Source organism: Pseudomonas sp. GW822-FHT02E03, assembly GCF_058802325.1.
Window position 1 is genome coordinate 22,597 of sequence record NZ_JBXAOA010000024.1, and the last position, 24,576, is coordinate 47,172.

General features: G+C 59.6%; 25 protein-coding genes. All 25 read right to left on the bottom strand.

The annotated features are described in order from the left end of the window. Positions 1 to 69: 69 nt before the first annotated feature. The 25 genes from flhF to fliS all read right to left on the bottom strand — a co-directional run bounded on the left by flhF (position 70) and on the right by fliS (position 24,551). A complete protein-coding gene (flhF, locus tag AC1RQB_RS18400) occupies positions 70 to 1,398 on the bottom strand; it encodes a flagellar biosynthesis GTPase FlhF (protein ID WP_207267374.1) in 1,329 nt (442 codons plus the stop codon). Between the two features lie 11 nt (positions 1,399 to 1,409). Next, entirely contained in the window at positions 1,410 to 3,539 is a 2,130-nt protein-coding gene (gene flhA, locus AC1RQB_RS18405) for a flagellar biosynthesis protein FlhA (protein WP_008072641.1), read from the bottom strand. 251 nt (positions 3,540 to 3,790) lie between these two features. Then, positions 3,791 to 4,930 carry a flagellar biosynthesis protein FlhB gene (flhB, locus tag AC1RQB_RS18410; RefSeq protein WP_063342918.1) on the bottom strand — a complete coding sequence of 380 codons (1,140 nt, stop codon included), beginning with the start codon at positions 4,928 to 4,930 and terminating at the stop codon, positions 3,791 to 3,793. Positions 4,931 to 4,933: 3 nt separating this feature from the next. Continuing rightward, entirely contained in the window at positions 4,934 to 5,716 is a 783-nt protein-coding gene (fliR, locus tag AC1RQB_RS18415; protein ID WP_008072637.1) for a flagellar biosynthetic protein FliR, read from the bottom strand. Between the two features lie 3 nt (positions 5,717 to 5,719). Continuing rightward, positions 5,720 to 5,989 carry a flagellar biosynthesis protein FliQ gene (gene fliQ / locus AC1RQB_RS18420; protein ID WP_063342917.1) on the bottom strand — a complete coding sequence of 90 codons (270 nt, stop codon included), beginning with the start codon at positions 5,987 to 5,989 and terminating at the stop codon, positions 5,720 to 5,722. Continuing rightward, positions 5,986 to 6,744, bottom strand: coding sequence for a flagellar type III secretion system pore protein FliP (gene fliP, locus AC1RQB_RS18425; protein WP_008072635.1), 759 nt, complete (start codon positions 6,742 to 6,744; stop codon positions 5,986 to 5,988). The genes fliQ and fliP overlap by 4 nt, the downstream gene beginning before the upstream one ends. Continuing rightward, on the bottom strand, positions 6,744 to 7,208 hold the full coding sequence (gene fliO / locus AC1RQB_RS18430; protein ID WP_063342916.1) for a flagellar biosynthetic protein FliO: 465 nt from the start codon (positions 7,206 to 7,208) through the stop codon (positions 6,744 to 6,746). Before fliO ends, fliP begins: the two co-directional genes overlap by 1 nt. Then, on the bottom strand, positions 7,209 to 7,667 hold the full coding sequence (gene fliN, locus AC1RQB_RS18435; RefSeq protein WP_008072631.1) for a flagellar motor switch protein FliN: 459 nt from the start codon (positions 7,665 to 7,667) through the stop codon (positions 7,209 to 7,211). Between the two features lie 68 nt (positions 7,668 to 7,735). Beyond that, a complete protein-coding gene (gene fliM, locus AC1RQB_RS18440) occupies positions 7,736 to 8,704 on the bottom strand; it encodes a flagellar motor switch protein FliM (RefSeq protein WP_008072629.1) in 969 nt (322 codons plus the stop codon). 9 nt (positions 8,705 to 8,713) lie between these two features. Continuing rightward, positions 8,714 to 9,217, bottom strand: coding sequence for a flagellar basal body-associated protein FliL (gene fliL / locus AC1RQB_RS18445; protein ID WP_008072628.1), 504 nt, complete (start codon positions 9,215 to 9,217; stop codon positions 8,714 to 8,716). A 224-nt stretch (positions 9,218 to 9,441) separates the two neighbouring features. Continuing rightward, the gene (locus AC1RQB_RS18450) at positions 9,442 to 10,803 is read right to left on the bottom strand and encodes a flagellar hook-length control protein FliK (RefSeq protein WP_008072626.1); all 1,362 of its coding nucleotides are present in this window, start codon (positions 10,801 to 10,803) and stop codon (positions 9,442 to 9,444) included. Positions 10,804 to 10,886: 83 nt separating this feature from the next. After that, positions 10,887 to 11,255: an Hpt domain-containing protein gene (locus AC1RQB_RS18455; protein ID WP_063342914.1), complete on the bottom strand. Its 369-nt coding sequence runs from the start codon at positions 11,253 to 11,255 to the stop codon at positions 10,887 to 10,889. Between the two features lie 31 nt (positions 11,256 to 11,286). Next, on the bottom strand, positions 11,287 to 12,990 hold the full coding sequence (locus AC1RQB_RS18460) for an ATP-binding SpoIIE family protein phosphatase (protein ID WP_063342913.1): 1,704 nt from the start codon (positions 12,988 to 12,990) through the stop codon (positions 11,287 to 11,289). 5 nt (positions 12,991 to 12,995) lie between these two features. After that, on the bottom strand, positions 12,996 to 13,301 hold the full coding sequence (locus AC1RQB_RS18465) for an STAS domain-containing protein (RefSeq protein WP_063342912.1): 306 nt from the start codon (positions 13,299 to 13,301) through the stop codon (positions 12,996 to 12,998). Positions 13,302 to 13,519: 218 nt separating this feature from the next. Continuing rightward, complete coding sequence (gene fliJ, locus AC1RQB_RS18470) at positions 13,520 to 13,969, bottom strand: flagellar export protein FliJ (RefSeq protein WP_063342911.1); 450 nt, start codon at positions 13,967 to 13,969, stop codon at positions 13,520 to 13,522. Between the two features lie 6 nt (positions 13,970 to 13,975). Further along, complete coding sequence (fliI, locus tag AC1RQB_RS18475; RefSeq protein ID WP_008072617.1) at positions 13,976 to 15,334, bottom strand: flagellar protein export ATPase FliI; 1,359 nt, start codon at positions 15,332 to 15,334, stop codon at positions 13,976 to 13,978. Next, entirely contained in the window at positions 15,324 to 16,133 is an 810-nt protein-coding gene (gene fliH / locus AC1RQB_RS18480) for a flagellar assembly protein FliH (RefSeq protein ID WP_063342910.1), read from the bottom strand. Before fliH ends, fliI begins: the two co-directional genes overlap by 11 nt. A gap of 7 nt (positions 16,134 to 16,140) precedes the next feature. Continuing rightward, a complete protein-coding gene (fliG, locus tag AC1RQB_RS18485) occupies positions 16,141 to 17,160 on the bottom strand; it encodes a flagellar motor switch protein FliG (protein ID WP_007894195.1) in 1,020 nt (339 codons plus the stop codon). Next, positions 17,153 to 18,940, bottom strand: coding sequence for a flagellar basal-body MS-ring/collar protein FliF (gene fliF / locus AC1RQB_RS18490; RefSeq protein WP_063342909.1), 1,788 nt, complete (start codon positions 18,938 to 18,940; stop codon positions 17,153 to 17,155). The genes fliG and fliF overlap by 8 nt, the downstream gene beginning before the upstream one ends. A gap of 15 nt (positions 18,941 to 18,955) precedes the next feature. Then, the gene (fliE, locus tag AC1RQB_RS18495; RefSeq protein WP_008072611.1) at positions 18,956 to 19,285 is read right to left on the bottom strand and encodes a flagellar hook-basal body complex protein FliE; all 330 of its coding nucleotides are present in this window, start codon (positions 19,283 to 19,285) and stop codon (positions 18,956 to 18,958) included. Between the two features lie 190 nt (positions 19,286 to 19,475). Then, on the bottom strand, positions 19,476 to 20,861 hold the full coding sequence (gene fleR / locus AC1RQB_RS18500; RefSeq protein ID WP_207267375.1) for a sigma-54-dependent transcriptional regulator: 1,386 nt from the start codon (positions 20,859 to 20,861) through the stop codon (positions 19,476 to 19,478). A gap of 5 nt (positions 20,862 to 20,866) precedes the next feature. Further along, positions 20,867 to 22,072 (bottom strand): sensor histidine kinase, encoded by a 1,206-nt coding sequence (locus AC1RQB_RS18505; protein ID WP_198537243.1) that lies wholly within the window; start codon positions 22,070 to 22,072, stop codon positions 20,867 to 20,869. A gap of 128 nt (positions 22,073 to 22,200) precedes the next feature. Further along, a complete protein-coding gene (locus AC1RQB_RS18510) occupies positions 22,201 to 23,676 on the bottom strand; it encodes a sigma-54 dependent transcriptional regulator (RefSeq protein WP_007894189.1) in 1,476 nt (491 codons plus the stop codon). A gap of 172 nt (positions 23,677 to 23,848) precedes the next feature. Next, positions 23,849 to 24,145, bottom strand: coding sequence for a flagellar protein FliT (gene fliT, locus AC1RQB_RS18515; protein WP_008072606.1), 297 nt, complete (start codon positions 24,143 to 24,145; stop codon positions 23,849 to 23,851). A 10-nt stretch (positions 24,146 to 24,155) separates the two neighbouring features. Then, on the bottom strand, positions 24,156 to 24,551 hold the full coding sequence (fliS, locus tag AC1RQB_RS18520) for a flagellar export chaperone FliS (protein WP_063342907.1): 396 nt from the start codon (positions 24,549 to 24,551) through the stop codon (positions 24,156 to 24,158). Positions 24,552 to 24,576: the final 25 nt, after the last annotated feature.

Here is a 24,576-nt window from a genome sequence, read left to right on the forward strand (position 1 = left end):
TGCGCGTTCATCAACGGAACAATGCATGGCAGACCATCGATGTAGGTACAAAAACTGTTCATTAGTACCTCAGCCAACCTGCTTGGTCGGGCTGTGGTAAATATCAGCGAACATGTCAGCCATGGCTTCTTCGCTGGGTTCTTCCTGCATTTGTACGCTGACGGCGCGGCTGACCAACTGATGACAACGCGGCAGATGCAAATCATCCGGAATCCGCGGACCATCGGTCAGGTAAGCCACCGGCAACTCATGGCTGATAGCCAGGCTCAACACCTCGCCCAGACTTGCCGTTTCATCCAGTTTAGTCAGGATGCAGCCGGCGAGGCCGCAACGTTTGTAACTGTGATAAGCGGCAGTTAGAACCTGTTTCTGGCTAGTGGTTGCCAAGACCAGATAATTTTTTGATTTGATGCCACGTCCAGCCAGGCTTTCGAGCTGCATGCGCAATGCCGGGTCGCTGGCCTGAAGGCCGGCGGTATCGATCAGCACCACGCGTTTGCGCAGCAAAGGCTCCAGCGCCTGCACCAGCGATTGACCCGGGTCGACGTGGGTGACCGACACGTTGAGGATGCGGCCCAGGGTCTTGAGCTGTTCCTGAGCGCCGATGCGATAGCTGTCCATGCTCACCAGCGCAATGTTTTGCGCGCCGTACTTGAGCACATAACGGGCTGCGAGCTTGGCCAGCGTGGTGGTCTTGCCCATGCCTGCCGGGCCAACCATGGCAATCACACCACCCTCTTCCAACGGCTCGACTTCCGGAGTGGCGATCATCCGCGCCAGGTGCGCAAGCAACATGCGCCAGGCCTGACGGGGTTCTTCAATATCGGTAATCAGTGCCAGCAGATCGCGCGACAACGGGCCGGACAGGCCGATGCGTTGCAGGCGACGCCAGAGGTTGGCCTGGGCCGGACGGCTGCCTTGCAGCTGATTCCAGGCCAGCGAGCCAAGTTGCACTTCCATCAGTTCACGCAAGCTGTTGAGCTCGAAACGCATCGAATCGAAGGCTCGCGGGTCAACTCCACCGGAGGCTGCCGCGGGGGCTGGTGCAGCACGACGAGGTTCAGCGTAAGTCGGTTCGATCAGCGGCTCGGCGGCGGTCAGCGGCAGGCCGGCGAACAATTGGCGATTGGTGCTGTTGTCGCTCTCGCCATCGCCACGCAGGCTCAGTTCGGCCTGGGCGGTAACGATCCGCGACTGGGTCTTGCGCAGTTCGTCCTCGAGCTCCATGTTCGGAACACGCGGGGCCAGCGCCGACAGTTTGTAATCCAGGGCAGCCGTCAGCTCGACACCGCCGGCAATCCGGCGATTGCCAATGATGGCGGCATCAGCGCCCAGCTCATCACGAACCAGTTTCATGGCCTGACGCATATCGGCGGCGAAAAAACGCTTAACTTGCATAAACCACTACCTCAGCCGTTGGGCCCTACTGTCGCAACGATGGTCACTTGCTTGTTGTCAGGGATTTCCTGGTAAGCCAACACATGCAAACCCGGGACTGCCAGTCGGCCGAATCGCGAGAGCATCGCGCGAACCGGACCGGCCACCAGCAGAATCACCGGTTGACCTTGCATTTCCTGACGCTGCGCCGCTTCGATCAACGAACGTTGCAGTTTCTCTGCCATGCTTGGCTCCAGCAGAACGCCCTCTTCCGAGCCTTGTCCTGCCTTCTGAAGACTATTGAGCAATATTTGTTCCAACCTTGGCTCCAAGGTGATCACAGGCAGCTGCGACTCAGTGCCTACAATGCTTTGCACGATTGCACGGGATACGCCGACGCGCACCGCGGCCACCAAAGCGGCAGTATCTTGACTCTTGGCGGCGTTGTTCGCGATGGCTTCGGCGATGCTGCGAATGTCCCGTACCGGCACCTGTTCGGCCAGCAATGCTTGCAAGACCTTGAGCAGCTGCGACAGCGAAACCACCCCCGGCACCAGCTCTTCAGCCAGCTTCGGTGAGCTTTTGGCCAGCAATTGCATGAGTTGCTGGACTTCTTCGTGGCCGATCAGCTCGCTGGAGTGCTTGTACAAAATCTGGTTCAAGTGGGTTGCCACGACTGTACTGGCGTCGACCACGGTGTAGCCGAGGGATTGCGCCTGGGCACGCTGGCTGATTTCGATCCAGACCGCCTCCAGACCAAAAGCCGGATCTTTGGCGGTAATGCCGTTGAGCGTGCCGTAGACCTGCCCCGGGTTGATCGCCAGTTCGCGGTCCGGGTAAATCTCGGCCTCGGCCAGGATCACGCCCATCAGGGTCAGGCGGTAGGCGCTTGGCGCCAGGTCGAGGTTGTCACGGATATGCACAGTCGGCATCAAGAAGCCCAGATCCTGGGAGAGCTTTTTACGCACACCCTTGATCCGTGCCAGCAACTGACCACCCTGGTTGCGATCCACCAGCGGGATCAGGCGGTAGCCGACTTCCAGGCCGATCATGTCGATCGGCGTCACGTCATCCCAGCCAAGCTCCTTGGTTTCCTGGGCGCGGGCCGGCGATGGCAACAGTTCCTGCTGACGCTTGACCTCTTGCAGGGCCTGAACCTTGACCGTGTTCTGCTTCTTCCAGAACAGGTAAGCGCCGCCGGCCGCCAGGGCCGCCATGCTCAAAAAGGAGAAGTGCGGCATGCCCGGCACCAGGCCCATCACCGCCATCAAGCCAGCGGCCACAGCCAGGGCTTTCGGCGAGGCGAACATCTGACGATTGATCTGCTTGCCCATGTCTTCCGAGCCGGAAGCTCGGGTCACCATGATCGCGGCGGCAGTCGACAACAGCAGTGATGGCAATTGCGCCACCAAACCGTCACCGATGGTCAACAAGGCGTACACCCGACCGGCATCGCCAAAGGTCATGCCGTGCTGGAAGATACCGACCGCCATGCCGCCGATCAGGTTGATGAACAGAATCAGCAGGCCGGCGATGGCGTCACCGCGCACGAACTTGCTGGCACCGTCCATGGAACCGTAGAACTCGGCCTCCTGGGCCACTTCCATCCGGCGCAGTTTCGCCTGGTTCTGATCGATCAGGCCGGCGTTCAAGTCGGCATCGATGGCCATCTGTTTGCCGGGCATCGCATCGAGGGTAAAACGCGCGCTCACCTCGGAAATCCGCCCGGCACCCTTGGTCACTACGACGAAGTTGATGATCATCAAAATCGCGAAGACCACGATACCAACCACGTAGTTACCGCCGATCACCACCTCACCGAAGGCCTGAATCACCTTACCGGCGGCGGCATGGCCATCCTGACCGTGGAGCATTACCACCCGCGTCGAGGCCACGTTCAGCGCCAGTCGCAACAACGTCGCCACCAGCAGAATGGTCGGGAACACGGCAAAATCCAGCGGTCGCAAGGCGTACACGCAGACCAGCAATACGACGATGGACAAGGCAATGTTGAACGTGAAAAACACGTCCAGCAGGAACGGCGGCACCGGCAGCATCATCATGGCCAGCATGACCAGCAGCAACAGCGGCACGCCCAGATTGCCCCGACTGAGGTCGGCAACGTTTGTGCGTGCAGTGTTGATTAACTGAGAGCGATCCACCGGTTTTCCCCGTTCCTTTGAAGCAAATCTTTGACGCCTGAAGCAGGCGCAGGGCGGCTACTGCAAGAAGCCTTCCAACTTTTGCCGAGCGAGGGAATAGAGGGCTGTTTCAGGATTTGTATTGCTTGAACCGACGCCTTCGCGGGCAAGCCTCGCTCCTACAGGTTTTGAGTCAGTCGCGACATAGGCGAACGACACGAGACTGTAGGAGAGGCTTGCCCGCGAAGAGGCCAGCATTGCCAACACAACAATCAGGAATCGCGGCGCAAATCCGGTGGAATCGGCAAATCATCCTGGAGCGGATCCGGACGCTTGCCCTTGCCGGCGCGGTACTGGCGAATCTGGTAGACGTAGGCCAATACCTGGGCGACCGCCAGATACAGCCCACCGGGGATTTCCTGCTCCAGCTCGGTGGAGTAGTAGATCGAACGCGCCAGCGCCGGCGATTCGAGCAGCAGCACATTATTGGCCACGGCGATTTCGCGGATTTTCAAGGCAAGGAAATCGCTACCCTTGGCCAACAGCACCGGCGCATTGCCTTTGTCCGGGTCGTACTTGAGCGCCACGGCGTAGTGAGTCGGGTTGGTGATGACCACGTCGGCCTCGGGAATGGCCGCCATCATCCGCCGCTGCGACATCTCGCGTTGCAACTGGCGAATGCGCTGCTTGACCTCTGGTTTACCTTCCTGATCCTTGTGCTCGTCGCGCACTTCCTGCTTGGTCATCTGCAGCTTCTTGTGGCTTTCCCAGAGCTGCACCGGCACGTCGACCACGGCGATGATGATCAGCCCGCACGCCATCCACAAGGTACTCCAGCCGACCACCTGCAAGCTGTGAATGATCGCCATGTCCAATGGCTCGTGGGCGATGCGCAACAGATCATCGATGTCCGACGACAGGACCGCCAACGCCACGAACAAGACGATGAAAAACTTCGCCAGAGCCTTGAGCAGCTCAACCAAAGCCTTGGCCGAGAACATCCGTTTCAGGCCCGCGCCGGGGTTCATGCGACTGAACTTGGGCGCCATGGAGCCGGCCGCGAACAGCCAGCCACCGAGAGAGATCGGGCCGATCAACGCAGCCAACAGCAAAGTGATCATCACCGGCTGAATCGCCAACAGGGCAATCTGTCCCGAATGCAGCAAGAAGGTGCCCATGTTGCGCTGATCCAGAATCACTTCCCGCGACAACGTGAAGTTCATCCGCATCAGCTCCATCATGTCCTGCGCCAATGCACCACCGAAAATCAGCAGCGCACCGGCGCCAGCGAGCATGACCGCCAAGGTATTGAGCTCCTTGGAGCGCGCAATTTCGCCCTTCTCACGGGAGTCCTTTTTGCGTTTCTCCGTGGGGTCTTCTGTTTTGTCCTGACCGCTTTCGCTCTCAGCCATGACTCAGTGCGCCCGTGCCAGTTCACGTAACAACTGCAAAGCCTCGGCGGCCAGCGGTTGATACTGATTGAGAATGTCCGCCAGGCCGACCCAGACAATGAACAGCCCGAGCACCAGGGTCAGCGGGAAGCCGATCGAGAAGATGTTCAACTGCGGCGCCGCACGGGTCATCACGCCAAACGCAATGTTGACCACCAGCAACGCCGTGATCGCCGGCAGCACCAGCAACAGCGCCGCACCAAGTACCCATCCGAGTTTGCCGGCCAATTCCCAGAAATGATGGACCATCAAGCCGCCGCCGACCGGCAGCGTGGTGAAGCTTTCGGTGAGCACTTCGAACACCACCAGATGACCGTTCATTGACAGGAACAGCAGGGTCACCAGCATGGTGAAAAACTGCCCGATCACCGCCACCGACACACCGTTCGTAGGGTCGACCATCGAGGCGAAGCCCATGCCCATCTGGATCGCGACAATTTGCCCGGCGACCACGAAAGCCTGGAAGAACAGCTGCAAGGAGAAACCCAACACTGCGCCAATGATGATCTGCTCGGCAATCAACAACAGAGCACTCAGGTCCAGTGCATTGACCGGCGGCATCGGCGGCAGGCCGGGCGCGATCACCAAGGTGATCGCCAGGGCGAAATACAGGCGCACGCGAATGGGCACCAGCGTCGTGCCGAAAATCGGCATGACCATCAGCAGCGAACCGATGCGAAACAACGGCAACATGAACGTTGCCACCCAGGTGCTGATCTGGGTATCGGTCAGCTGAAGCAGCGACATGGCTTAACCAATGACCTGAGGAATACTGTGGTACAGCTGCAGGATATATTCCATGAAAGTCTGCACCAGCCACGGGCCGGCAACGATCAGCGTCACCAGCATCACCAGCAGGCGCGGCAGGAAGCTCAGGGTCTGTTCGTTGATCTGGGTGGCGGCCTGAAACATCGCCACCAACAAACCCACCAGCAAGCTCGGGATCACCAGCACGGCAACCATCAGGGTGGTCAGCCACAGCGCTTCACGAAAGATGTCTACGGCCACTTCCGGCGTCATGGTGAAACGCCGCCGAAGCTGCTGGCCAAGGTCCCGATGATCAACGCCCAGCCATCCACCAGCACAAACAACATGATTTTGAACGGCAGGGAAATGATCAGTGGCGAAAGCATCATCATCCCCATCGCCATCAACACGCTAGCCACCACAAGATCGATGATCAGGAACGGGATGAAGATCATGAAGCCGATCTGGAACGCGGTTTTCAACTCAGAGGTCACGAACGCCGGCACCAGAATCGTCAGTGGCGCCTGATCAGGCGAAGCAATGTCAGTGCGCTTGGACAAGCGCATGAACAGCTCCAGATCGCTGCTGCGAGTCTGGGCCAGCATGAAGTCCTTGATCGGCACCTGGGCCTTGGCCACGGCATCCTGAGCGGTGAGTTTCTCCGCCAGATACGGCTGCAAGGCATCCTGATTCACGCGATCGAACACCGGCGCCATGATGAACATGGTGAGGAACAACGCCATGCCGGTGAGGATCTGGTTCGACGGTGTCTGCTGCAAGCCCAGGGCCTGACGCAGGATCGAGAACACAATGATGATCCGGGTGAAACTGGTCATCAGCATGACGAACGCCGGGATGAAACTCAGCGCAGTCATGATCAGCAGGATTTGCAGGCTGACCGAATATTCCTGAGCGCCTTCGGCGTTAGTGCCCAAGGTGATTGCCGGGATCGACAACGGATCGGCGGCGAACGCCAGCGGCGCGGCCAGCATCAGGGCCAGCGTCAAGACGATGCGTAACGCACCCATTACTTCTTATCCTTCTGATCCTTGCCGAGCATCTTCAGCAGATGCTGGGCAAATTCCGGCGTGGCTTTCTCGGCATTTTCCGGCACTTGCACCGGCTCCTTGAGCACATGCAACGCGGTGATGTTGCCAGGACTCAGGCCGAGCAGAATCTGTTCGCTACCGATCTGCACCAGCATCAAACGGTCCCGGGGACCTAGCGCGCGGGAACCGATCAGCTCGATCACCTGCCCCTTGCCGGCCGGCCCGGCCTGCTGGACCCGGCGCAGCAGCCAGGCGAGGAAGAAGATCAACCCCAGCACCAGCAGCAAGCCGAACACCAGTTGCGTCAATTGTCCGGCCACACCGCTGCTGACAGCTGGTGCAGCGGCCGCTGTCGCAGTCGCAGTCGCAACCGGTTCGGCAGCCAGAACACTGAACGGCAAGGCCAGCGCTAACCCCAGCACAAAACCCAGAACCTTTTTCACTCAGCGCAGCTTCTTGATGCGTTCGCTTGGGCTGATCACGTCGGTCAGGCGGATGCCGAACTTTTCGTTGACCACCACCACTTCACCGTGGGCGATGAGCGTGCCGTTGACCAGCACGTCCAGCGGCTCGCCGGCCAGACGGTCAAGCTCGATCACCGAGCCCTGGTTGAGTTGCAGCAGGTTGCGGATGTTGATATCGGTGCTGCCGACTTCCATGGAAATCGACACCGGAATATCGAGGATCACGTCCAGGTTCGGACCGTCCAGCGTCACCGGATCATTGTTCCTCGGCACGCTGCCGAACTCTTCCATCGGCAGACGGTTGGACGGCGAACCGGCGGCGTCGGCGGCCAGCAAGGCATCGATATCGTCCTGCCCGGCGTCACCGGTTTCTTCCAGGGCCGCAGCCCACTCATCAGCCAGTGCCTGGTCGTCCTGGGCATTCATATCGTCGTTCATCATTTGTCCTCGGCGGGCACCTGCTCACTCAAGAGCAGTCAATTAAAGGGGGGGAGTTGGAGCGCCGGTCAGCGGCGCTCGATCGGCTCGATCACCTGCAACGCGAGGTTGCCTTTGTGCGAGCCCATCTTGACCTTGAAGGCCGGTACGCCGTTGGCGCGCATGATCATTTCTTCCGGCATCTCGACCGGAATAATGTCCCCGGGCTGCATGTGCAGGATGTCGCGAAGGCGCAGCTGACGGCGGGCCACGGTGGCACCGATCGGTACATCGACGTCCAGCACGTCCTGGCGCAAGGCGTTGATCCAGCGCTCATCCTGATCGTCGAGGTCCGACTGGAAGCCGGCGTCGAGCATCTCGCGCACCGGCTCAATCATCGAGTACGGCATGGTCACGTGCAGGTCGCCGCCGCCACCATCGAGTTCGATGTGAAACGTCGAGACCACAACCGCTTCGCTCGGGCCGACGATGTTGGCCATGGCCGGGTTCACTTCCGAGTTGATGTACTCGAAGTTCACTTCCATGATCGCCTGCCAGGCTTCCTTCAAATCGACGAAGGCCTGTTCCAGCACCATGCGCACCACACGCAGTTCAGTGGGGGTGAATTCACGCCCTTCGATCTTCGCGTGACGGCCATCGCCGCCGAAGAAGTTGTCCACCAGCTTGAACACCAGTTTGGCGTCGAGAATGAACAGTGCGGTGCCGCGCAGCGGTTTGATCTTGACCAGGTTGAGGCTGGTCGGCACGTACAGCGAGTGCACGTATTCGCCGAACTTCATCACCTGCACACCACCGACGGCAACGTCCGCCGAGCGGCGCAGCATGTTGAACATGCTGATGCGGGTGTAGCGGGCGAAACGCTCGTTGATCATTTCCAGGGTCGGCATGCGTCCACGGACGATGCGATCCTGGCTGGTCAGGTCGTAGCTTTTGACACTGCCGGGTTCGGCAGCGTTATCGGTCTGTACCAGACCATCGTCGACGCCATGCAACAGCGCATCGATCTCATCCTGGGACAGCAGGTCCTGCACGGCCATGTCGTGTTCCTACTGCAGTACGAAATTAGTGAAAAGCAACTGTTCGATCACCACTTTGCCAAGCTCTTTCTGCGCCACTTCCTGGACGCTGGCCGTGGCCTTCTGACGCAACATTTCCTGGCCGACCGGGGTCGCCAGCGTGGCGAAATCCTGACCGGAAAACAGCATCACCAGGTTATTGCGAATCACCGGCATGTGGACTTTGAGCGCTTCCAGATCGGCCTGATTGCGGCCCTGCAGGGTGATGCTCACCTGCATGTAGCGCTGGCGACCGTTCTGGTTGTAGTTGGCCACGAAAGCCGGCGCCATGGGCTCGAAGATCGCTGGCTGCTTGCCGATCACCGCCGTTTCAGCCGCGGGGGCAGGCTTGCTTTGGGCGCTGTGCATGAAGAACCAGGTCGCCCCCACGGACAAGCCGATCGCCAGCAACAGGGCCACGACGATCACAATGATCAGCTTGATTTTGCCTTTGGTTGCGGGGTCTTTCACTGGTGCTGCGTCGCTCTTAGCCATGCCAATAATCCGTCACTATTCGGGTTTTCACAGTCGCACGGCAAGGCAAGAGCAAGTGTTATGCCAGAAGTGTCGGGAGGTAGGGAGACGGCGAATGATCGGCGAGCACCAATCAAATGTGGGAGCGGGCTTGCTCGCGAATGCGGTGTGACAGCCAACATAACTGTTGAATGTTAAATCGCATTCGCGAGCAAGCCCGCTCCCACAAGGTTTTCTGCGTTTGATCAGGCGTAATAATCGACGGCGCTGGTGCCAATCACGCTGGTGGTGTTGGCGGCTACTTCGGCGACAGTCGCGGGAAGCTCTTCATCGGCAGAGTCGAGGCGACCGCCATTGGCGTTGGCACGCCCACCCTGCCCCTGTTGAGCCTGCTCCTGACCCTGCCCCTGCCAGCCACGGGACTGATCGGAAACGTTGACGTCGACCTGGCCCATGCCCTGTTGCGCGAACATGTCACGCAGGCGATGCATTTGCCCGTCGAGCGCTTCACGAACGCTTGGATGGGCACTCATGAAGGTCACCTGGGTCTGCTGATCCGGAACCATGTTCACCCGAATATCCAGGCGCCCCAGCTCGGCCGGTTGCAACTGAATGTCGGCCGCCTTGAGATTGGCGCTGGACAGGTACATGACCCGGTTGACCACCTCCTCGGTCCAACCGCTCTGATGCATGGCGATTGGCTGGTTTACCGGTAATGCATTGGCAGTCTTCGGCGTTGCCGCCTGGGTCAACGCCGCCAGACGATTGGCGAAATCATCGACACGGGTATCGCTGCTGGCGGACTTGAGATCCTTGAGGCCGTCATCGATCAGGCCACTGAAAGCCTTCTCGCCGCCCTGGCTGGTGCTGTCCTGATCGGCTTGCACATCGAGCATGCCCGCCATGCCCGTGGCAAAGTTCTGTGCCGAAGTTGGCTCGCCGTCGACTTGAGCCGAGATCGGTGCCGCCTTGGGCTGGGCCTGACTGGCGGGCGAAACGTGCCCGCCCTGCTCCATGGCCATGCGCACGGCTGGCAGCGCATCGAGAGGATCGGCTTCGGGATCGAAATCCGGATCGATGGTCGCAACAGTCTGTGCCGCAGCCGGGGTAACGACGACGGCGACAGGTGCCTCAACTTGTGATTGCGCAGTGGCCACAACTGTTGGCGTTTCCGGCACAGGAGCTGGTAACACCGGCTGCACCACCAACGCAGGATCGAGGGCCGGATCGACAGGCGCGGTATCAGCCACCGGTGTCGACGCCTCGGCCGTATCCGACGCGTCATCGCAGGCCGTCTTGCCGTCAGCCTGCGCCGGTTTATCGGCGGGCAAGGATTTGCCGCTATCGGCAACCGTCGGTTCCGGGGCGGCAGACTTGTCGTTGCTCACGTCCTTTTTGCCGACGCTGTCCGAGACTTTGTCGCGTGCGGGTTTAGCCGAGCCGTCCGCCATGGCGGAGGGTTTATTCTGCGCCTGATTGGCATAGACCTGAGCGAAGCTGGAGGCCTTGTCCCCGGGCTCGGCCGTCAGCGCCGGTGCATTGGCGGACGCGGCTTGAGCCTTGGCCGTCGTGGCGGCCTGAAGAAGGATGTTTGGGGTAACGGGCATAAAACGGTCTCCGCTGCACTGGGATCGTAGGTACAGTTGAGTAAGTTATGTGCAAGGGTCGAGCCAGCTTTGTTCGCTGGCTGCTAAAAACGCCGGACGGATGCTGGTTCAGCCTGGGAGCGCTGGCGCTCCGCTTCGTAGAGCGGTCGGACAATAGCGAATTCGCCGTCAATGTCATCAATGAGCCGTTCAATGCCGACGAGACTCTTTTCTTTGGCACGCTGCTCCAGCTCACCGCACAGCTTGGCCAGATAACTGGCGCCCATGTTGCTGCTGCTACCTTTGAAACTATGGGCAGCATTCATAAGCTGCGCGGCATCCTCGGCCTTTCGCAGGACGCGTAAACGCTCTTCGGAATCGGCGAGAAAGGTATCGAGCAATTCTGGATACCCGTCCTCCATCACTTCCTGCAACGCGCTCAGCACGTCGCGGTCCAGATGTGTGTTGTCCACTTGTTCACTCCTTGATCAAGAACGCCTGGCATTATGCCAGAGCCTCCCAGAAAAACTCCACGCGAGCACTTCGACCATTATCGGACCAGGTCGCATGATCGCTCAACTGGCGAATCAAATTGACCCCTCGGCCTGACAGACGGACGTCATCGACGGGACGCGCCATGACCCGCGCCACATCGAAGCCTTTGCCACTGTCTTCGACCCGGATCACCAGGCAACCGCCCTCGCCTTTTGGCGTCACCTGCAAATGCACCCGCACATAGCCATCGCGCAACTCGTCCAGGCGTGCATTGCGCTGCTGATAATAACGCGCAAAACCTGCCGCATCGCGTTTCAAACTCGAATCAAGGCCCAACACGCCATGCTCCAGGGCATTGGAATAAAGCTCTGCCAGCACACTGTAGAGTGCGCCACTCTGAGCCCGCAGACCATGCACCTCAAGCAGCAACTGCAACAAGTACGGCAGTGGATTGAAGCGCTTGAGGGTGGCGGCGCGGAACTCGAAACTCACCGACCAGTCCAGCGGGCACGACTGGCCGCTGTCGGAATACACCGGCGTTGGCGGGCTCAGTTGCGCGGCCTCCAGCAGACGGACCTCGACCATGCTCACGTCATCACGAGCCTCGCCACGAAAATCCCGCAGTGCCTGCTCGATCTCTTCGAACAGTGCATCGGGCTGGCGATTGGCTGCAAACACTTGCTCCAGCCGCTCTACGCCAAACAACTGCTCATTGGCATCACAGGTATCGATCACCCCATCGGACAGCAGGAACACCCGATCGCCGACGGCCATCGGGAACACCTCGGTGCGATCATCGAAGGTTTGCGAGCTCAGTACGCCCAGCGGCAAGTGCCGTGCCGTCAGCACCGTGCGCTCGCCACTGGCGATACTGTGCAGGTAACCGTCCGGCATTCCGCCGTTCCAGACCTCCACCGACCCTCGCTGAAAGCTCAGGCACAGCAGCGCCGCACAGCAGAACATGTCCACTGGCAGAATACGTTTGAGCTTGGCGTTCATCTCGCGCAGGGTTTCGGACAAACCGTAACCCTTGGCCGTCATGCCATAGAAGACTTCGGCCAACGGCATGGCACCGACAGCGGCCGGCAAACCATGGCCGGTAAAATCACCGAGCAGCACATGCATGTCGCCAGCCGGAGTGAACGCGGCCAGCAACAGATCGCCATTGAACAGCGCATAGGGCGATTGCAGGTAACGGATGTTCGGGGCATTCAGGCAACCGGAGTGGGCGACCTTGTCGAACACGGCTTTGGCTACCCGCTGTTCGTTGAGCAGGTAATCGTGATGCCTGGCGATCAAGTCGCGCTGCTCCAGCACCGTGGCTTGCAAACGTCGCAAGCGGTCCATCGCCTTGACCTTGGCCGCGAGGATCACCTGGTTGTAAGGCTTTGCCAGAAAATCGTCGCCCCCGGCCTCCAGACAACGAGCCAAGGCTTCGCTTTCGGTCAGCGACGTCAAAAAGATGATCGGCACCAGCGTTTCGCCGGCCAGCGCCTTGATCTGCTGCGCCGCCTCGAAACCGTCCATCACCGGCATCATGGCGTCCATCAGCACCAGGTGCGGTCGCTGCGAGCGGAATGCTTCGACCGCCTCGGCGCCGTTGGCGGCCGTCAGCACTTCATGGCCCTGGCGCCGGACGATAGTCGACAGCAGCATGCGATCGGCCGCGCTGTCTTCGGCGATCAGTATCGTCAGCGGTTCGAGCGGCTGCATGACGGTCAACTGATGTCGAACAGCTTGTCGAAATTGGAGATGGCGAGGATTTTCTTCACATCGGTACTGCTGTTGACGACGCGAATATCGGAGTTGTCGCCACCGGCGTGATCACGGAGCAAGAGCAGCATGCCCAACGCCGAGCTGTCGAGATAAGTGGCTTTCTTCAGGTCCACCACAATGGAATCGGGTGTCCTGCTGAGTCGCTCATAGGACTCGCGAAATTCCTGATGCCGACCGAAATCGAATCGTCCCTCGATCGAAATCGTCAGCTTTTTCCCATCCGGAGATACTTCTGTAACGACTGACATTTCACGGCTTCCTTGTCATTGGCTAACGAACGTACGTGTACAAGGTTTAGCACCTGATGGAAGCTGGAGCAAGGCTGAAGCATTGTTCGACTTGTGAAATCGCTTTCACGGGCAAGCCTCACTCCTACAGAAAATGGTCGAACACACCGTTGTCGTTCGACACTGCCTCTGTAGGAGCGAGGCTTGCCCGCGAAGAACGATAACGCGGGCTACCTGATTCAATACGGATCCTGACGCGGCAACCGCTGGGACAGTTCATCCAGCAGCTTTTGCTCGCGCTTGTCTTCCAGTTGCCGCGCTTCATCCCTGTAGCGCTGAACCAGTTTGCGCAAGCCTTCGACCCGGGCAAACGCCTGCTGCCAGGCTTCCCGGGATTTGTTCAGGTTATTTTGGTGCCAGTTCAGACTCTGACGCTGCTGGTCGATGGCCGTGCCCAATTGCGCGAGAAAGCCCTGATAACCCAGCAACCACTGGCCCGACACGCCGCTACTGCCGCGTACGATCCATTGTTCCTGGTATTCGAGGCGGAAGTTTTCCAGGTCGGCGAGTTTGCTTTCCGCCAGGCGAACCTGGCCCTGGAAATGTCCCAGGCGCAGGACAGCGGTCTTTTCGGCCTTTTCAGCCATTTCCACCACAGGCGCCAGACGTGCTGCGCGGCTCGAGGCCATGACGGGTTAACCGCCCGGCGCTGGCGCAAAGATCGAAGCGAGATGGTTCTCGCTGGCGCCCATGCTGATGTTGTCGTTCAAGCCCTGGCGCAGGTACATGGTCATGGCCGGTTGCAGATTGATCGCGGTATCGGTTTCCCGATCACCGCCGGACACATAGGCGCCGACACTGATCAAGTCGCGGCTCTGCTGATAGCGCGACCAGTATTGCTTGAACGTCTGCGCGTGGTTCATGTGCTTGATGCCGACCACCGACGGCATGACCCGGCTGATGGAGGCTTCGATATCGATGGCCGGGTAATGCCCTTCCTCGGCCAGACGCCGGGACAGCACGATGTGTCCGTCGAGCACACCCCGCGCCGAGTCGGCGATCGGGTCTTGCTGATCATCGCCTTCGGACAATACCGTGTAAAACGCGGTGATCGAACCGCCGCCCTTTTCAGCGTTACCGGCACGCTCCACCAGTTTCGGCAACTTGGCGAACACTGACGGCGGATAGCCTTTGGTCGCTGGAGGTTCGCCGATGGCCAGGGCGATTTCCCGCTGGGCCTGGGCGAAACGGGTCAGGGAATCCATGAGCAACAGGACGTTCTTGCCCTTGTCGCGAAAATACTCGGCGATTCGCGTGCAGTACATGGCCGCGCGCAGACGCATCAGCGGCGCATCGTCCGCTGGCGACGCCACCACCACCGAACGCTTGAGCCCTTCTTCACCGAGGATGTGTTCAATGAATTCTTTAACTTCTCGACCTCGCTCACCGATCAGCCCGACGACGATGATGTCGGCCTCGGTGAAGCGGGTCATCATGCCCAGCAGCACACTCTTGCCCACGCCAGTACCGGCGAACAGCCCGAGCCGCTGACCGCGACCAACCGTCAACAAACCGTTGATGCAGCGAATGCCCACGTCCAGCGGCTCGCTGATCGGTTCGCGCTTGAGCGGGTTGATGGTCGGGCCGTCCATCGGCACCCAGTCTTCAGCCTTCATGCCACCCTTGCCATCCAGCGCACGCCCGGCGCCATCGAGCACCCGCCCGAGCATGCTCATGCCCATGGGCAAGCGACCGGTATCAGCCAGGGGAACCACACGGGCACCGGGGGCGATGCCGGCGACGCTGCCAACTGGCATCAGAAAGACTTTGCTGCCAGAGAAACCCATGACTTCAGCTTCGACCTGCACCGGGTGATAGCTGTCATCGTTGATGACCATGCAGCGGCTGCCCATGGCGGCGCGCAAGCCTTCGGCTTCGAGGGTCAGGCCGACCATGCGCAGCAGGCGACCTTCGAGGATCGGCGCACTGGCAAGCTCCGTGGCCTCGGCGTAGCTACCAAGGCGCTTGGCGAAGCTGGTGCGATCAAGGCGCATCGGGATCGTCCAGTGTCGGTTCGATCGGTGTAACTGCGGGTTTTTCGTCGATTGGCAGTTCCAGGCTCAAGTCCGGTGCGGCCGGGTGCAGCGCCTGATCGTGCAATTGATCGAACAGCTTGGCCATGACTTGGGTAACACGGGTTTCGATGGTGGCGTCGATGCGGCTGTGCTCCGTTTCGACCCGGCAGCCGCCCGGCAACAAGGATTCGTCCTCGACAATGCGCCAGGTTTCTTCATGGCGCTCGCGCAGGGCTTTAACCTGTTCGAAATCCTGCGGATTGATGTATAGCCGCACATTGCCCACACCCAACGGCAAAAGCTTGAGCGCTTCGCGCATGACGTGTTCGATCTGCGTCGAGTCGATGGCCAGTTCGCGCTGAATCACTTGTTTGGTGATGTGCTGCACGAGGTCGACCAGCGACTTTTCGATCTGCGTGTCCTGCTCGGCAATCGGCTCGAACAGGTTGGCCATCAGTTGTTCCAGGCCCGCGATCTTGGCGGTCAGGGCCACTTCGGCTTCCTGACGGACCTTGAGCGTGGTGCTGTGAAAACCTTCTTTTTCGCCAACGGCGAAGCCTTCGTTGTAAGCCTCCTGGCGAATGCTTTCGAGCTCTTCGAGGGTCAGTGGCTGGACTTCTTCCAGCGGCACTTCTTCCATTTCCGGCGGTTCAGGCTCCGGTTCCGGCTCGGGTTCCGGTACAAAAGGGTCGAAACTGGGCAACGACCAGATGTCGAAACCACCGACGTCCTTGGCACGGATCAGGTCGGTATTGGACTCATCATGTTTGGACGACATAGTGACCTTAGATCATCTCTTCGCCGCCCTTCCCGCCGAGAACGATTTCTCCGGCTTCGGCCATACGGCGGGCAATGGTGAGGATTTCTTTCTGCGCGGTTTCCACGTCGCTGACGCGCACCGGGCCTTTGGCCTCGAGGTCGTCGCGCAACAGTTCGGCCGCCCGTTTGGACATGTTCTTGAAGATCTTCTCCTTGACGCCTTCGTCCGAGCCCTTGAGGGCCAACACCAGGACGTCCGAGGACACTTCGCGCAACAGCGCCTGAATGCCACGGTCGTCGACATCGGACAGGTTGTTGAACACGAACATGAGGTCTTCGATCTGACCGGACAGGTCTTCGTCGACTTCGCGGATCGAATCCATAAGCTGACCTTCGATCGAGCTGTCGAGGAAGTTCATGATGTCGGCTGCACGCTTGATGCCACCCAGGGTGGTGCGCGAGGCATTCGAGTTGCCGGAGAACTGCTTCTCGAGAATCTGGTTGAGTTCTTTCAGGGCTGCCGGTTGCACGGTATTCAACGAAGACACCCGCAGGATGATGTCCAACCGGACCTTGTGGTCGAAGTTGCCCAGCACTTCACCGGCCTGATCCGGGTCGAGGTAGGCGACCACGATTGCCTGGATCTGCGGGTGTTCGTAACGGATCACGTCGGCGACGGCGCGCGGCTCCATCCACTTCAGGCTGTCGAGACCACTGGTGTTGCCGCCCAGCAGGATCCGGTCGATCAGGCCGTTGGCCTTGTCTTCGCCCAATGCCTGAGTGAGCATTTTGCGCACGTAGTCATCGGAGCCGACGCCCAGGCTGGTCTGGTCGCCGACGATGTCGACGAACTCGCTCATCACCTGTTCGACCTGCTCACGGTGCACGTTGCCCATCTGTGCCATGGCCACGCCCACACGCTGGACCTCTTTGGGCCCCATGTGGCGCAGCACTTGCGCAGCATCGGTGGAACCGAGGGACAGCAGCAGAATCGCGGCTTTGTCGACCTTGGTCAGTTTGGCGGCAACGGCTCGGTTATCACTCATCTGCGTTAATCCACTCTTTCACGACCTGGGCCACGCGACCCGGATCTTCTGCCACCAGACTCTTGATTGCGTTCAACTGTGCGTCATAGCCTTCGCTCGGGCTCGGCAGCAGGATGCTGGTCGGGCCACCAAGGCTGACACGGTCGTTGGACAGTTCGCCGTCCAGGCCGCCCATGCCACCCAGTTCCATGTCGCTGCCAATGCCGGCCAGTTGCTTGTCTTTGCCGCCGCCGGTGATGTTGTTGAGCACCGGACGCAGCACACCGAATACCAGCACCAGGATGAACAACACACCCAGCACTTGCTTGACGATGTCCCAGAACCACGGCTGGGAGTAGAACGGAATCTCGGCGATCACTTCGCCACGCTCGGCGGAGAACGGCATGTTGATCACGCTGACACTGTCGCCACGGCTGGCGTCGAAACCGACGGCGTCCTGCACCAGGCGAGTGAAGCGCGCCAATTCATCGGCGCTCCACGGCGCGCGGGTCGTTTCGCCGTTGGCCGCGTTGACCTTGACCTGATCATCCACCACCACCGACACCGACAGGCGATTCAAACGGCCCTGCTGTTGTTTGGTGTGACTGATGGAACGGTCGAGTTCGAAGTTCTTGGTGGATTGTTGACGCTTGTCCGCCGGGTACGGCGCCAGCATCGGCTGGCCGGTGGCCGGGTCCATGATTTGCTGACCGTTGGCATCGAGCAATGGCTGGCCTGGTTGCACCATGCCAGCCGACGCGGTGGCGCCACCGGTGGTTTGCGGCGCCGAGGCCGGCGATGGCGGCTGGTTGCTCAAGGCACCCGGCACACCTTGCGGGCCATTGCTGGCGGTGCGCTGTTCGTTGACCGATTGCTCACTGCGCAACGCCGGCTGATCCGGGTTGAATTGCTCGGAAGTCGACTCGACGGCGCTGAAATCCACATCGGCCGAAACTTCGGCTTTATAGCGATCATTACCCAACACCGGTTGCAGGATGTTGTGTACACGCTGGGTCAGCATGCTTTCCATGCGACGGCTGTAATCGAATTGCTTGCCGGCCATGGTCAGTTCGGAGTTTTCCGCCTGATCCGACAGCAGGTTGCCCTTCTGATCGACCACAGTGATCTGCGACTTGCTCAGTTCAGGAACGCTGGTAGCAACCAGATTGATGATCGCGACGACCTGGCCCGGCTCCAGCGAGCGACCGGAATAGAGTTCAACCAGAACCGAAGCGCTGGGCTTACGTTCGTCGCGCACGAACACCGAACTTTTCGGAATCGCCAGGTGCACGCGGGCACCCTTGACGTTGTTCAGGCTGGAAATGGTCCGTGCCAGTTCGCCTTCGAGGCCGCGACGATAACGGGTCGCTTCCATGAACTGACTGGTGCCCAGCCCTTGTTCCTTGTCGAGGATCTCAAAACCGATGTTGCCGTCGCTGGGAGTGACACCAGCGCCCGCCAGCTTGAGCCGCGCACGGGACAGGTCATCGGCCTTGACCAGCAAGGCACCGGAGTTCGGTTCAACGGTATAGGGGATGTCGGCTGCGGCCAGGGTTTCCATGACCTGCTTGGCGTCCATACCGGCAAGGCTGCCGTACAGAGGCCGGTAGTCTGGCTGCTGGGACCACAACACAACGGCAAAACCAATCGCCACGCTCGCAGCCAGGCCGACCAACAGGCCCACCTGACGCAACATGGTCATCTCGGAGAGGTTTTCCAGGAAGGACAACCCGAACAGCGGCGGTTTGCCGTCTATTGGAGTGGCCTTGGCCGGAACATTATCGGCGATTGCTTCTGCCATGACTCAATCTCGTCCTTAAACCGGCATCTGCATGATGTCTTGGTATGCCTGAACCAGCTTGTTACGCACTTGGGTCAACGCTTGAAAAGACACGCTGGCCTTCTGCGAGGAAATCATCACGTCCGTCAGGTCGACGCCGCTTTTACCGATTTCGAAAGCACTGGCCAACTGATTTGACGCCTGCTGGGTGTCGTTCACTTTATTGACGGCCTGACCGAGCATGTCGGAAAAGCTGCTGCCACCCAATTCAGGGACTGCGGCAGTCGATTTCGGCGCAGACATGGCATCCATTTGCATGGAGCGCATATCCAGCATCAACCGATTGAATTCAATACCTTGGCTCATGGTTTCTCTCTTTGACGAAGCTACGTCTCTGGCTACCCGCAATTTTTTGACACTCACTCGGCGGGTAGTGAGGTGTTAGCAACAAGGGTGCCAGCTCGGTGATCGCTCTAAACAAAAGCCAATTCCGGGCTTTGCTCGACCGTGAACCACCGCAAAACAAATGTGGGAGCGGTGTTGCTTGCGTCAACTTTCAGGTGGCGAACAAGTACGCTTCCACATCCATTCCGGCGTCGCGCATCTGCGCCAGCTTGTAGCGCAAAGTGCGCGGGCTGATGCCCAGTCGCTCGGCGGCTTCTTTGCGACGGCCACGCTCGGAACGCAAGGTGTCGATGATCATCTGAAATTCACGGCGCCGCAGGTCATCGCCGAGGGCGCCCGCCGATTCAGCTTCGACGTCTACGGCCCGCGTGGGCGTCGACGCCAATGGCGGCAACGGCGCGCACGCCACCGGCCCGGCCAGGCAGAAATCCTGCGGCTGGATCAAACCGCCCTGCTGCAGAATCAAGGCTCGCTGGATCGCGTTATCCAGCTCACGCACGTTGCCCGGCCACGGATAAGCGATCAGGCAAACTTGCGCCTCGGGCGAGAGCTTCGCCACGGCATGCTTCATTTTATTGACGTGCTTGGCCAACAGTCGCTCGGCCAGCGGCAGGATGTCGGCGGTGCGCTCGCGCAGCGGACGCCAGGCCAACGGGAACACCGACAGGCGATAGTAAAGATCTTCGCGAAAACGCCCCGCCGTCACTTCGGCGGCCAGGTCACGGTTGGTGGTAGCCACCACTCGAATGTCCAGCACGATCGGCTTGCGTGCGCCGACTCGCTCGACTTCGCGCTCTTGCAACACGCGCAGTAATTTGGCTTGAAGGCCGAGGGGCATTTCGGAGATTTCATCGAGCAGGATCGTCCCGCCATCGGCCTGCTCGAACTTGCCGGCCTGCGCCGCAATGGCGCCTGTGAAAGACCCCTTTTCGTGACCGAACAAGGTGGCTTCGAGCATGTTGTCCGGGATCGCTGCACAGTTGATCGCAATAAACGGCTGACTGGCGCGGTGAGAGTGTTGATGGATGTAACGCGCCAGCACTTCCTTGCCGGTCCCGGACTCACCGGAGATCAACACCGTGGAGTCACTGCGTGCCACCCGCGCAGCCAGTTCCAGCAATTGCGCACTGGCGGGCTCGAACGCCACAGGCCCTTCACTCTCGGTCGCGCCCAGATTGCCCAGTGCGTGCCGCGCCACCAGATCGAGCAAGGCTTTGGGCTCGAAGGGTTTGACCAGATAATCCGCCGCGCCCTGACGCATGGCGTCGACTGCGCGCTCGACCGCACCGTGAGCGGTCATCAGTAATACAGGCAGTTGCGGCTGACGAGCCCGCAGCAATCCAAGCAGTTGATGACCATCCATGCCCGGCATGTTGACGTCGCTGAGCACCAGGTTAAATGCCTCGGCGCCGACCGCAGCCAACGCCTCTTCCGCCGAACCGACCGCCGTGTAATCGTGCCCGCCAAGCAGCAGCGTATCGGCTAATGCTTCCCGTAGCGCGCGGTCATCCTCGACCAGTAAAACCTTGATGGCCATGTCCTTCACTTCGCTCCCTGAGCGCTGGGTTGTTCACCAGAAAAAAGCGGCAAGATCACCTGCGCACAAGTGCCGCGACCCGGCCGCGAGCGCAATTGCAATTCTCCCTGATGGGCACGGGCGACTGCCTTGACCACGGTCAGGCCCAGGCCGGTGCCGGTGGTTTTAGTGGTGAAAAACGGCTCACCCAAACGCGCCAGTACCTTCGTGTCGATACCGCTGCCGCTGTCGCTGATGCACAAGCGCAGGTTGTTGCCGCGGGTATACAGGTGAACCTTTAAACGAACGTCGCCGGCGCTGGCCTGGATGGCATTCTCGATCAGGTTGAGGATCGCCCCGACCAAGGTGTCGCGATTACACAGCAACTCACCGGCATGACTGTCGCACTGCCAGCGAATCGGCAAGTCCTGAACGTGGGTCAGCGCTGCCGCTTGCAGCGACTGCATCAACATCCTGGGGGTCACGCGATCGGTCAGCGGCAGCTCGCCACGGGCGAACACCAGCATGTCGCGAACCTGGTGTTCGAGTTCATGCAGACGCTCTTTCAGGCGCCCGGCAAAACGTTGCTGGGTCTCGACCGGCAACTGCTGCTCAGTCAAATGACTGGCGTAGAGCAACGCAGCGGACAACGGCGTGCGAATCTGATGAGCCAACGAGGCAACCATACGCCCCAGAGACGACAGGCGTTCGTGGCGAGCCAGTTGATCTTGCAGATGACGGGTTTCAGTCAGGTCGTTGAGCAACACCAATTGACCGGGCTCGGCGTCCAGCGAACGCGTGGCGATCGATAGACGTCGACCGTCCTTAAGGGATATTTCGTGACCGTCGTCCTCACGCGGTGCAAAGCATCGAGCAATCACATGACGCCACAGCTCGCCTTCGAGAGGCAGACCAAGCAGTTCACTCGCGGCGGGATTAGCTTCGCGCACGATACCCTGGGCGTCGATGACGATGACGCCGCCGGGCAACAGATCGAGGAGATTTTGCAGACGGTTGGCCAGGCGTTCTTTTTCCGCCAGCTCCTGCATGCGCTGAGCACTGACCACTGCCAGCTCGCCCTTGAGCTCGGTGACCCGAGCTTCGAGCATGCTGTAGGAATCGGTCAATTGGCTCGACATCTGGCTGAACAGCGCAAATGCCTGCTCAAGGCCAAGCCGGCTTGCCTGCTCTACGGACGACGGTTGCCCCGAAGCATCAAGGGCAGGAGACATCTGGGCGGCTTGGGGCATCGGACTCTCTCGCGTGGTTGACCGTCAGTTAAACGGAACGTTGCGAGGGATGTAGCAATACCCGTGCCTAAAAAAAACTACCTATAAATGAAGGAGTTGAAAAACAGGCGTCAATCATCCGCCTGTTCATCACCGTCACGACGACTCATGCCGTACTTGCGCATCTTCTCCACCAGCGTGGTACGACGAATCCGCAGCCGTTCTGCCGCCCGCGCCACGATGCCATTGGCATCATCCAGCGCTTGCTGGATCAGCCCTTGTTCCAGACCACCGAGGTAATCCTTCAAGTCCAGGCCTTCCGGTGGCAACAAGGCATTGGCGGTGAAGTCCGGGGTATGACCGTTAATGGCCACCCGCTCTTCAAGATCGCTGCGCAGGCTGTCGACCAGTTGCTCGTCTTCGTCATCGACGTAGCGGAATTTCTTCGGCAACTCGACCACGCCGATCACCCCGTACGGGTGCATGATCGCCATGCGCTCCACCAGGTTGGCAAGCTCGCGAACGTTGCCCGGCCAGCCATGACGGCACAGCGACATGATCGCCGCCGAATTGAAACGGATCGAACCGCGCTTCTCGTGCTCCATGCGCGAGATCAACTCGTTCATCAGCAGCGGAATGTCTTCGACGCGTTCGCGCAATGGCGCCATCTCGATCGGGAACACGTTCAAGCGATAGTAGAGGTCTTCGCGGAAAGTGCCGATCTCGATCATGCTTTCGAGATTCTTGTGGGTCGCCGCAATGATCCGCACATCGACGCTTTGGGTCTTGTTGCTGCCCACGCGCTCGAAGGTGCGTTCCTGCAAGACGCGCAGCAGCTTGACCTGCATCGGCAACGGCATGTCGCCAATCTCGTCGAGGAACAAGGTACCGCCGTTGGCCAGCTCGAAACGCCCGGCGCGACTGGTGATCGCTCCGGTGAAGGCGCCCTTCTCGTGGCCGAACAATTCGCTTTCGAGCAACTCGGCCGGAATAGCACCGCAGTTGACCGGCACGAACGGCGCGTCACGCCGCTTGGAGTGGTAGTGCAGGTTGCGCGCGACCACTTCCTTGCCGGTCCCGGACTCGCCGAGGATCAGCACGCTGGCGTCGGTGTCAGCAACTTGCTGCATCATCTGACGGACGTGTTGAATCGCCCGGCTGGTGCCGACGAGGCTACGGAAAAGATTGGGTTCACGGTGACGACCGCGCTCACGCGCCTGGTCATACATCTCGCGATAGACCTGTGCACGGTGCAACGAGTCGAGCAATTTGCTGTAGCTGGGTGGCATTTCGAGAGTCGAAAGCACTCGACGACGCTGGTCTTCCGGCAAGTCAATGGAAGAATTATCGCCCATTAACAAAACTGGAAGGAACTCATCCCAGGTTGAGAGTGTCTTTAACAGGCCCAAAAGTGCACCAGGAGCATTTACCGTCCCGATGAGGACACAGATTACTTCACGACTTGATGACAAAGAGCCGACAGCCTGCTGCCAGTCATGGCTGCCACAGGGTAAATTTTCTTCGCCAAGAAAATTTAAAATCACCGCCAAATCGCGGCGGCGGACGCTATCGTCATCAATCAGCAGAATTTTGGTTTCACGCCACATGCAATAGCAACTTCCCTAGTCAACTCAATGCCCAAAATGAGGGGCAAGCTAGACGCTTGCAGACACGTTATGCCTGTAGACGCCTGAAATCTGGAACCAGCCACTAGTTAAGTCAAAAAACCGTGCACAGTCAAATTTATGGCGCACTATGTTTGGATTAACCGGGGATTAATTAACCAAACAGATGGTAAACCTTTGCCGCGCTCTGCGCTTGGTGGATCTGCGACATCTCGTCGACTATCGCTTGGCGCTCCCCCGTCGCCGCCTCCAGAAGCTGTTTATACACCCCCAGCAACTCCTCAAGGTTGTCGCGCAACGCGGCCTCGTCCACCGAAGCTTCACTCAAGACGTCTTCCATGCAGGAACGGCAAGCCAGGTCCAATTCACCAATGGCTTCCCAGTTGCGCTCGGCCAATGCATCGACGAGGGCATCGCGGGTTTGTTCGATTCGCTGCAATACAAGACTCATGGTGATCTCCTTAAAACTGGGGAGCAGGTGCGCCAATGGCATCCCAACCGTCTTTGACCGTGCGAAGCAGGTCGGCGACTTCGTCGAGAATTTTTGGATCGGTCCTGAGGTTGGCTTCCGCCAGGCGTTTCATCATGTAAGCGTAAAGACTATCCAGCTCACTGACGGACTCCGCCTGCTTCTCCAGGTCCAGACCCTCTCGCAAACCACCGATGATGCCGATGGCCTTGCCGATCAGAACACCCTTGTTGGCGATATCCTTGCGCTCCATGGCACCTTTGGCCTGAGCGATGCGATCCAGAGCGCCTTCCATAAGCATTTGCACCAGACGATGAGGACTGGCCTCGGAAGTCTGGGCCTGAGCACCAATCTTCTGATACTGCCGAAGGGCTAACATCGGGTTCATGTCTTACCTCATCCAAAACTCTGTA

Excerpts from the sequence above, each read along its gene's own strand:
- flhF (WP_207267374.1), bottom strand. The coding sequence starts at position 1,398 with ATGCAAGTTAAGCGTTTTTTCGCCGCCGATATGCGTCAGGCCATGAAA.
- flhB (WP_063342918.1), bottom strand. The coding sequence starts at position 4,930 with ATGGCTGAGAGCGAAAGCGGTCAGGACAAAACAGAAGACCCCACGGAG.
- fliR (WP_008072637.1), bottom strand. The coding sequence starts at position 5,716 with ATGTCGCTGCTTCAGCTGACCGATACCCAGATCAGCACCTGGGTGGCA.
- fliQ (WP_063342917.1), bottom strand. The coding sequence starts at position 5,989 with ATGACGCCGGAAGTGGCCGTAGACATCTTTCGTGAAGCGCTGTGGCTG.
- fliP (WP_008072635.1), bottom strand. The coding sequence starts at position 6,744 with ATGGGTGCGTTACGCATCGTCTTGACGCTGGCCCTGATGCTGGCCGCG.
- fliN (WP_008072631.1), bottom strand. The coding sequence starts at position 7,667 with ATGAACGACGATATGAATGCCCAGGACGACCAGGCACTGGCTGATGAG.
- fliM (WP_008072629.1), bottom strand. The coding sequence starts at position 8,704 with ATGGCCGTGCAGGACCTGCTGTCCCAGGATGAGATCGATGCGCTGTTG.
- fliL (WP_008072628.1), bottom strand. The coding sequence starts at position 9,217 with ATGGCTAAGAGCGACGCAGCACCAGTGAAAGACCCCGCAACCAAAGGC.
- AC1RQB_RS18450 (WP_008072626.1), bottom strand. The coding sequence starts at position 10,803 with ATGCCCGTTACCCCAAACATCCTTCTTCAGGCCGCCACGACGGCCAAG.
- AC1RQB_RS18460 (WP_063342913.1), bottom strand. The coding sequence starts at position 12,990 with ATGCAGCCGCTCGAACCGCTGACGATACTGATCGCCGAAGACAGCGCG.
- AC1RQB_RS18465 (WP_063342912.1), bottom strand. The coding sequence starts at position 13,301 with ATGTCAGTCGTTACAGAAGTATCTCCGGATGGGAAAAAGCTGACGATT.
- fliJ (WP_063342911.1), bottom strand. The coding sequence starts at position 13,969 with ATGGCCTCGAGCCGCGCAGCACGTCTGGCGCCTGTGGTGGAAATGGCT.
- fliI (WP_008072617.1), bottom strand. The coding sequence starts at position 15,334 with ATGCGCCTTGATCGCACCAGCTTCGCCAAGCGCCTTGGTAGCTACGCC.
- fliH (WP_063342910.1), bottom strand. The coding sequence starts at position 16,133 with ATGTCGTCCAAACATGATGAGTCCAATACCGACCTGATCCGTGCCAAG.
- fliG (WP_007894195.1), bottom strand. The coding sequence starts at position 17,160 with ATGAGTGATAACCGAGCCGTTGCCGCCAAACTGACCAAGGTCGACAAA.
- fliF (WP_063342909.1), bottom strand. The coding sequence starts at position 18,940 with ATGGCAGAAGCAATCGCCGATAATGTTCCGGCCAAGGCCACTCCAATA.
- fliE (WP_008072611.1), bottom strand. The coding sequence starts at position 19,285 with ATGAGCCAAGGTATTGAATTCAATCGGTTGATGCTGGATATGCGCTCC.
- fleR (WP_207267375.1), bottom strand. The coding sequence starts at position 20,861 with ATGGCCATCAAGGTTTTACTGGTCGAGGATGACCGCGCGCTACGGGAA.
- AC1RQB_RS18505 (WP_198537243.1), bottom strand. The coding sequence starts at position 22,072 with ATGTCTCCTGCCCTTGATGCTTCGGGGCAACCGTCGTCCGTAGAGCAG.
- AC1RQB_RS18510 (WP_007894189.1), bottom strand. The coding sequence starts at position 23,676 with ATGTGGCGTGAAACCAAAATTCTGCTGATTGATGACGATAGCGTCCGC.
- fliT (WP_008072606.1), bottom strand. The coding sequence starts at position 24,145 with ATGAGTCTTGTATTGCAGCGAATCGAACAAACCCGCGATGCCCTCGTC.
- fliS (WP_063342907.1), bottom strand. The coding sequence starts at position 24,551 with ATGAACCCGATGTTAGCCCTTCGGCAGTATCAGAAGATTGGTGCTCAG.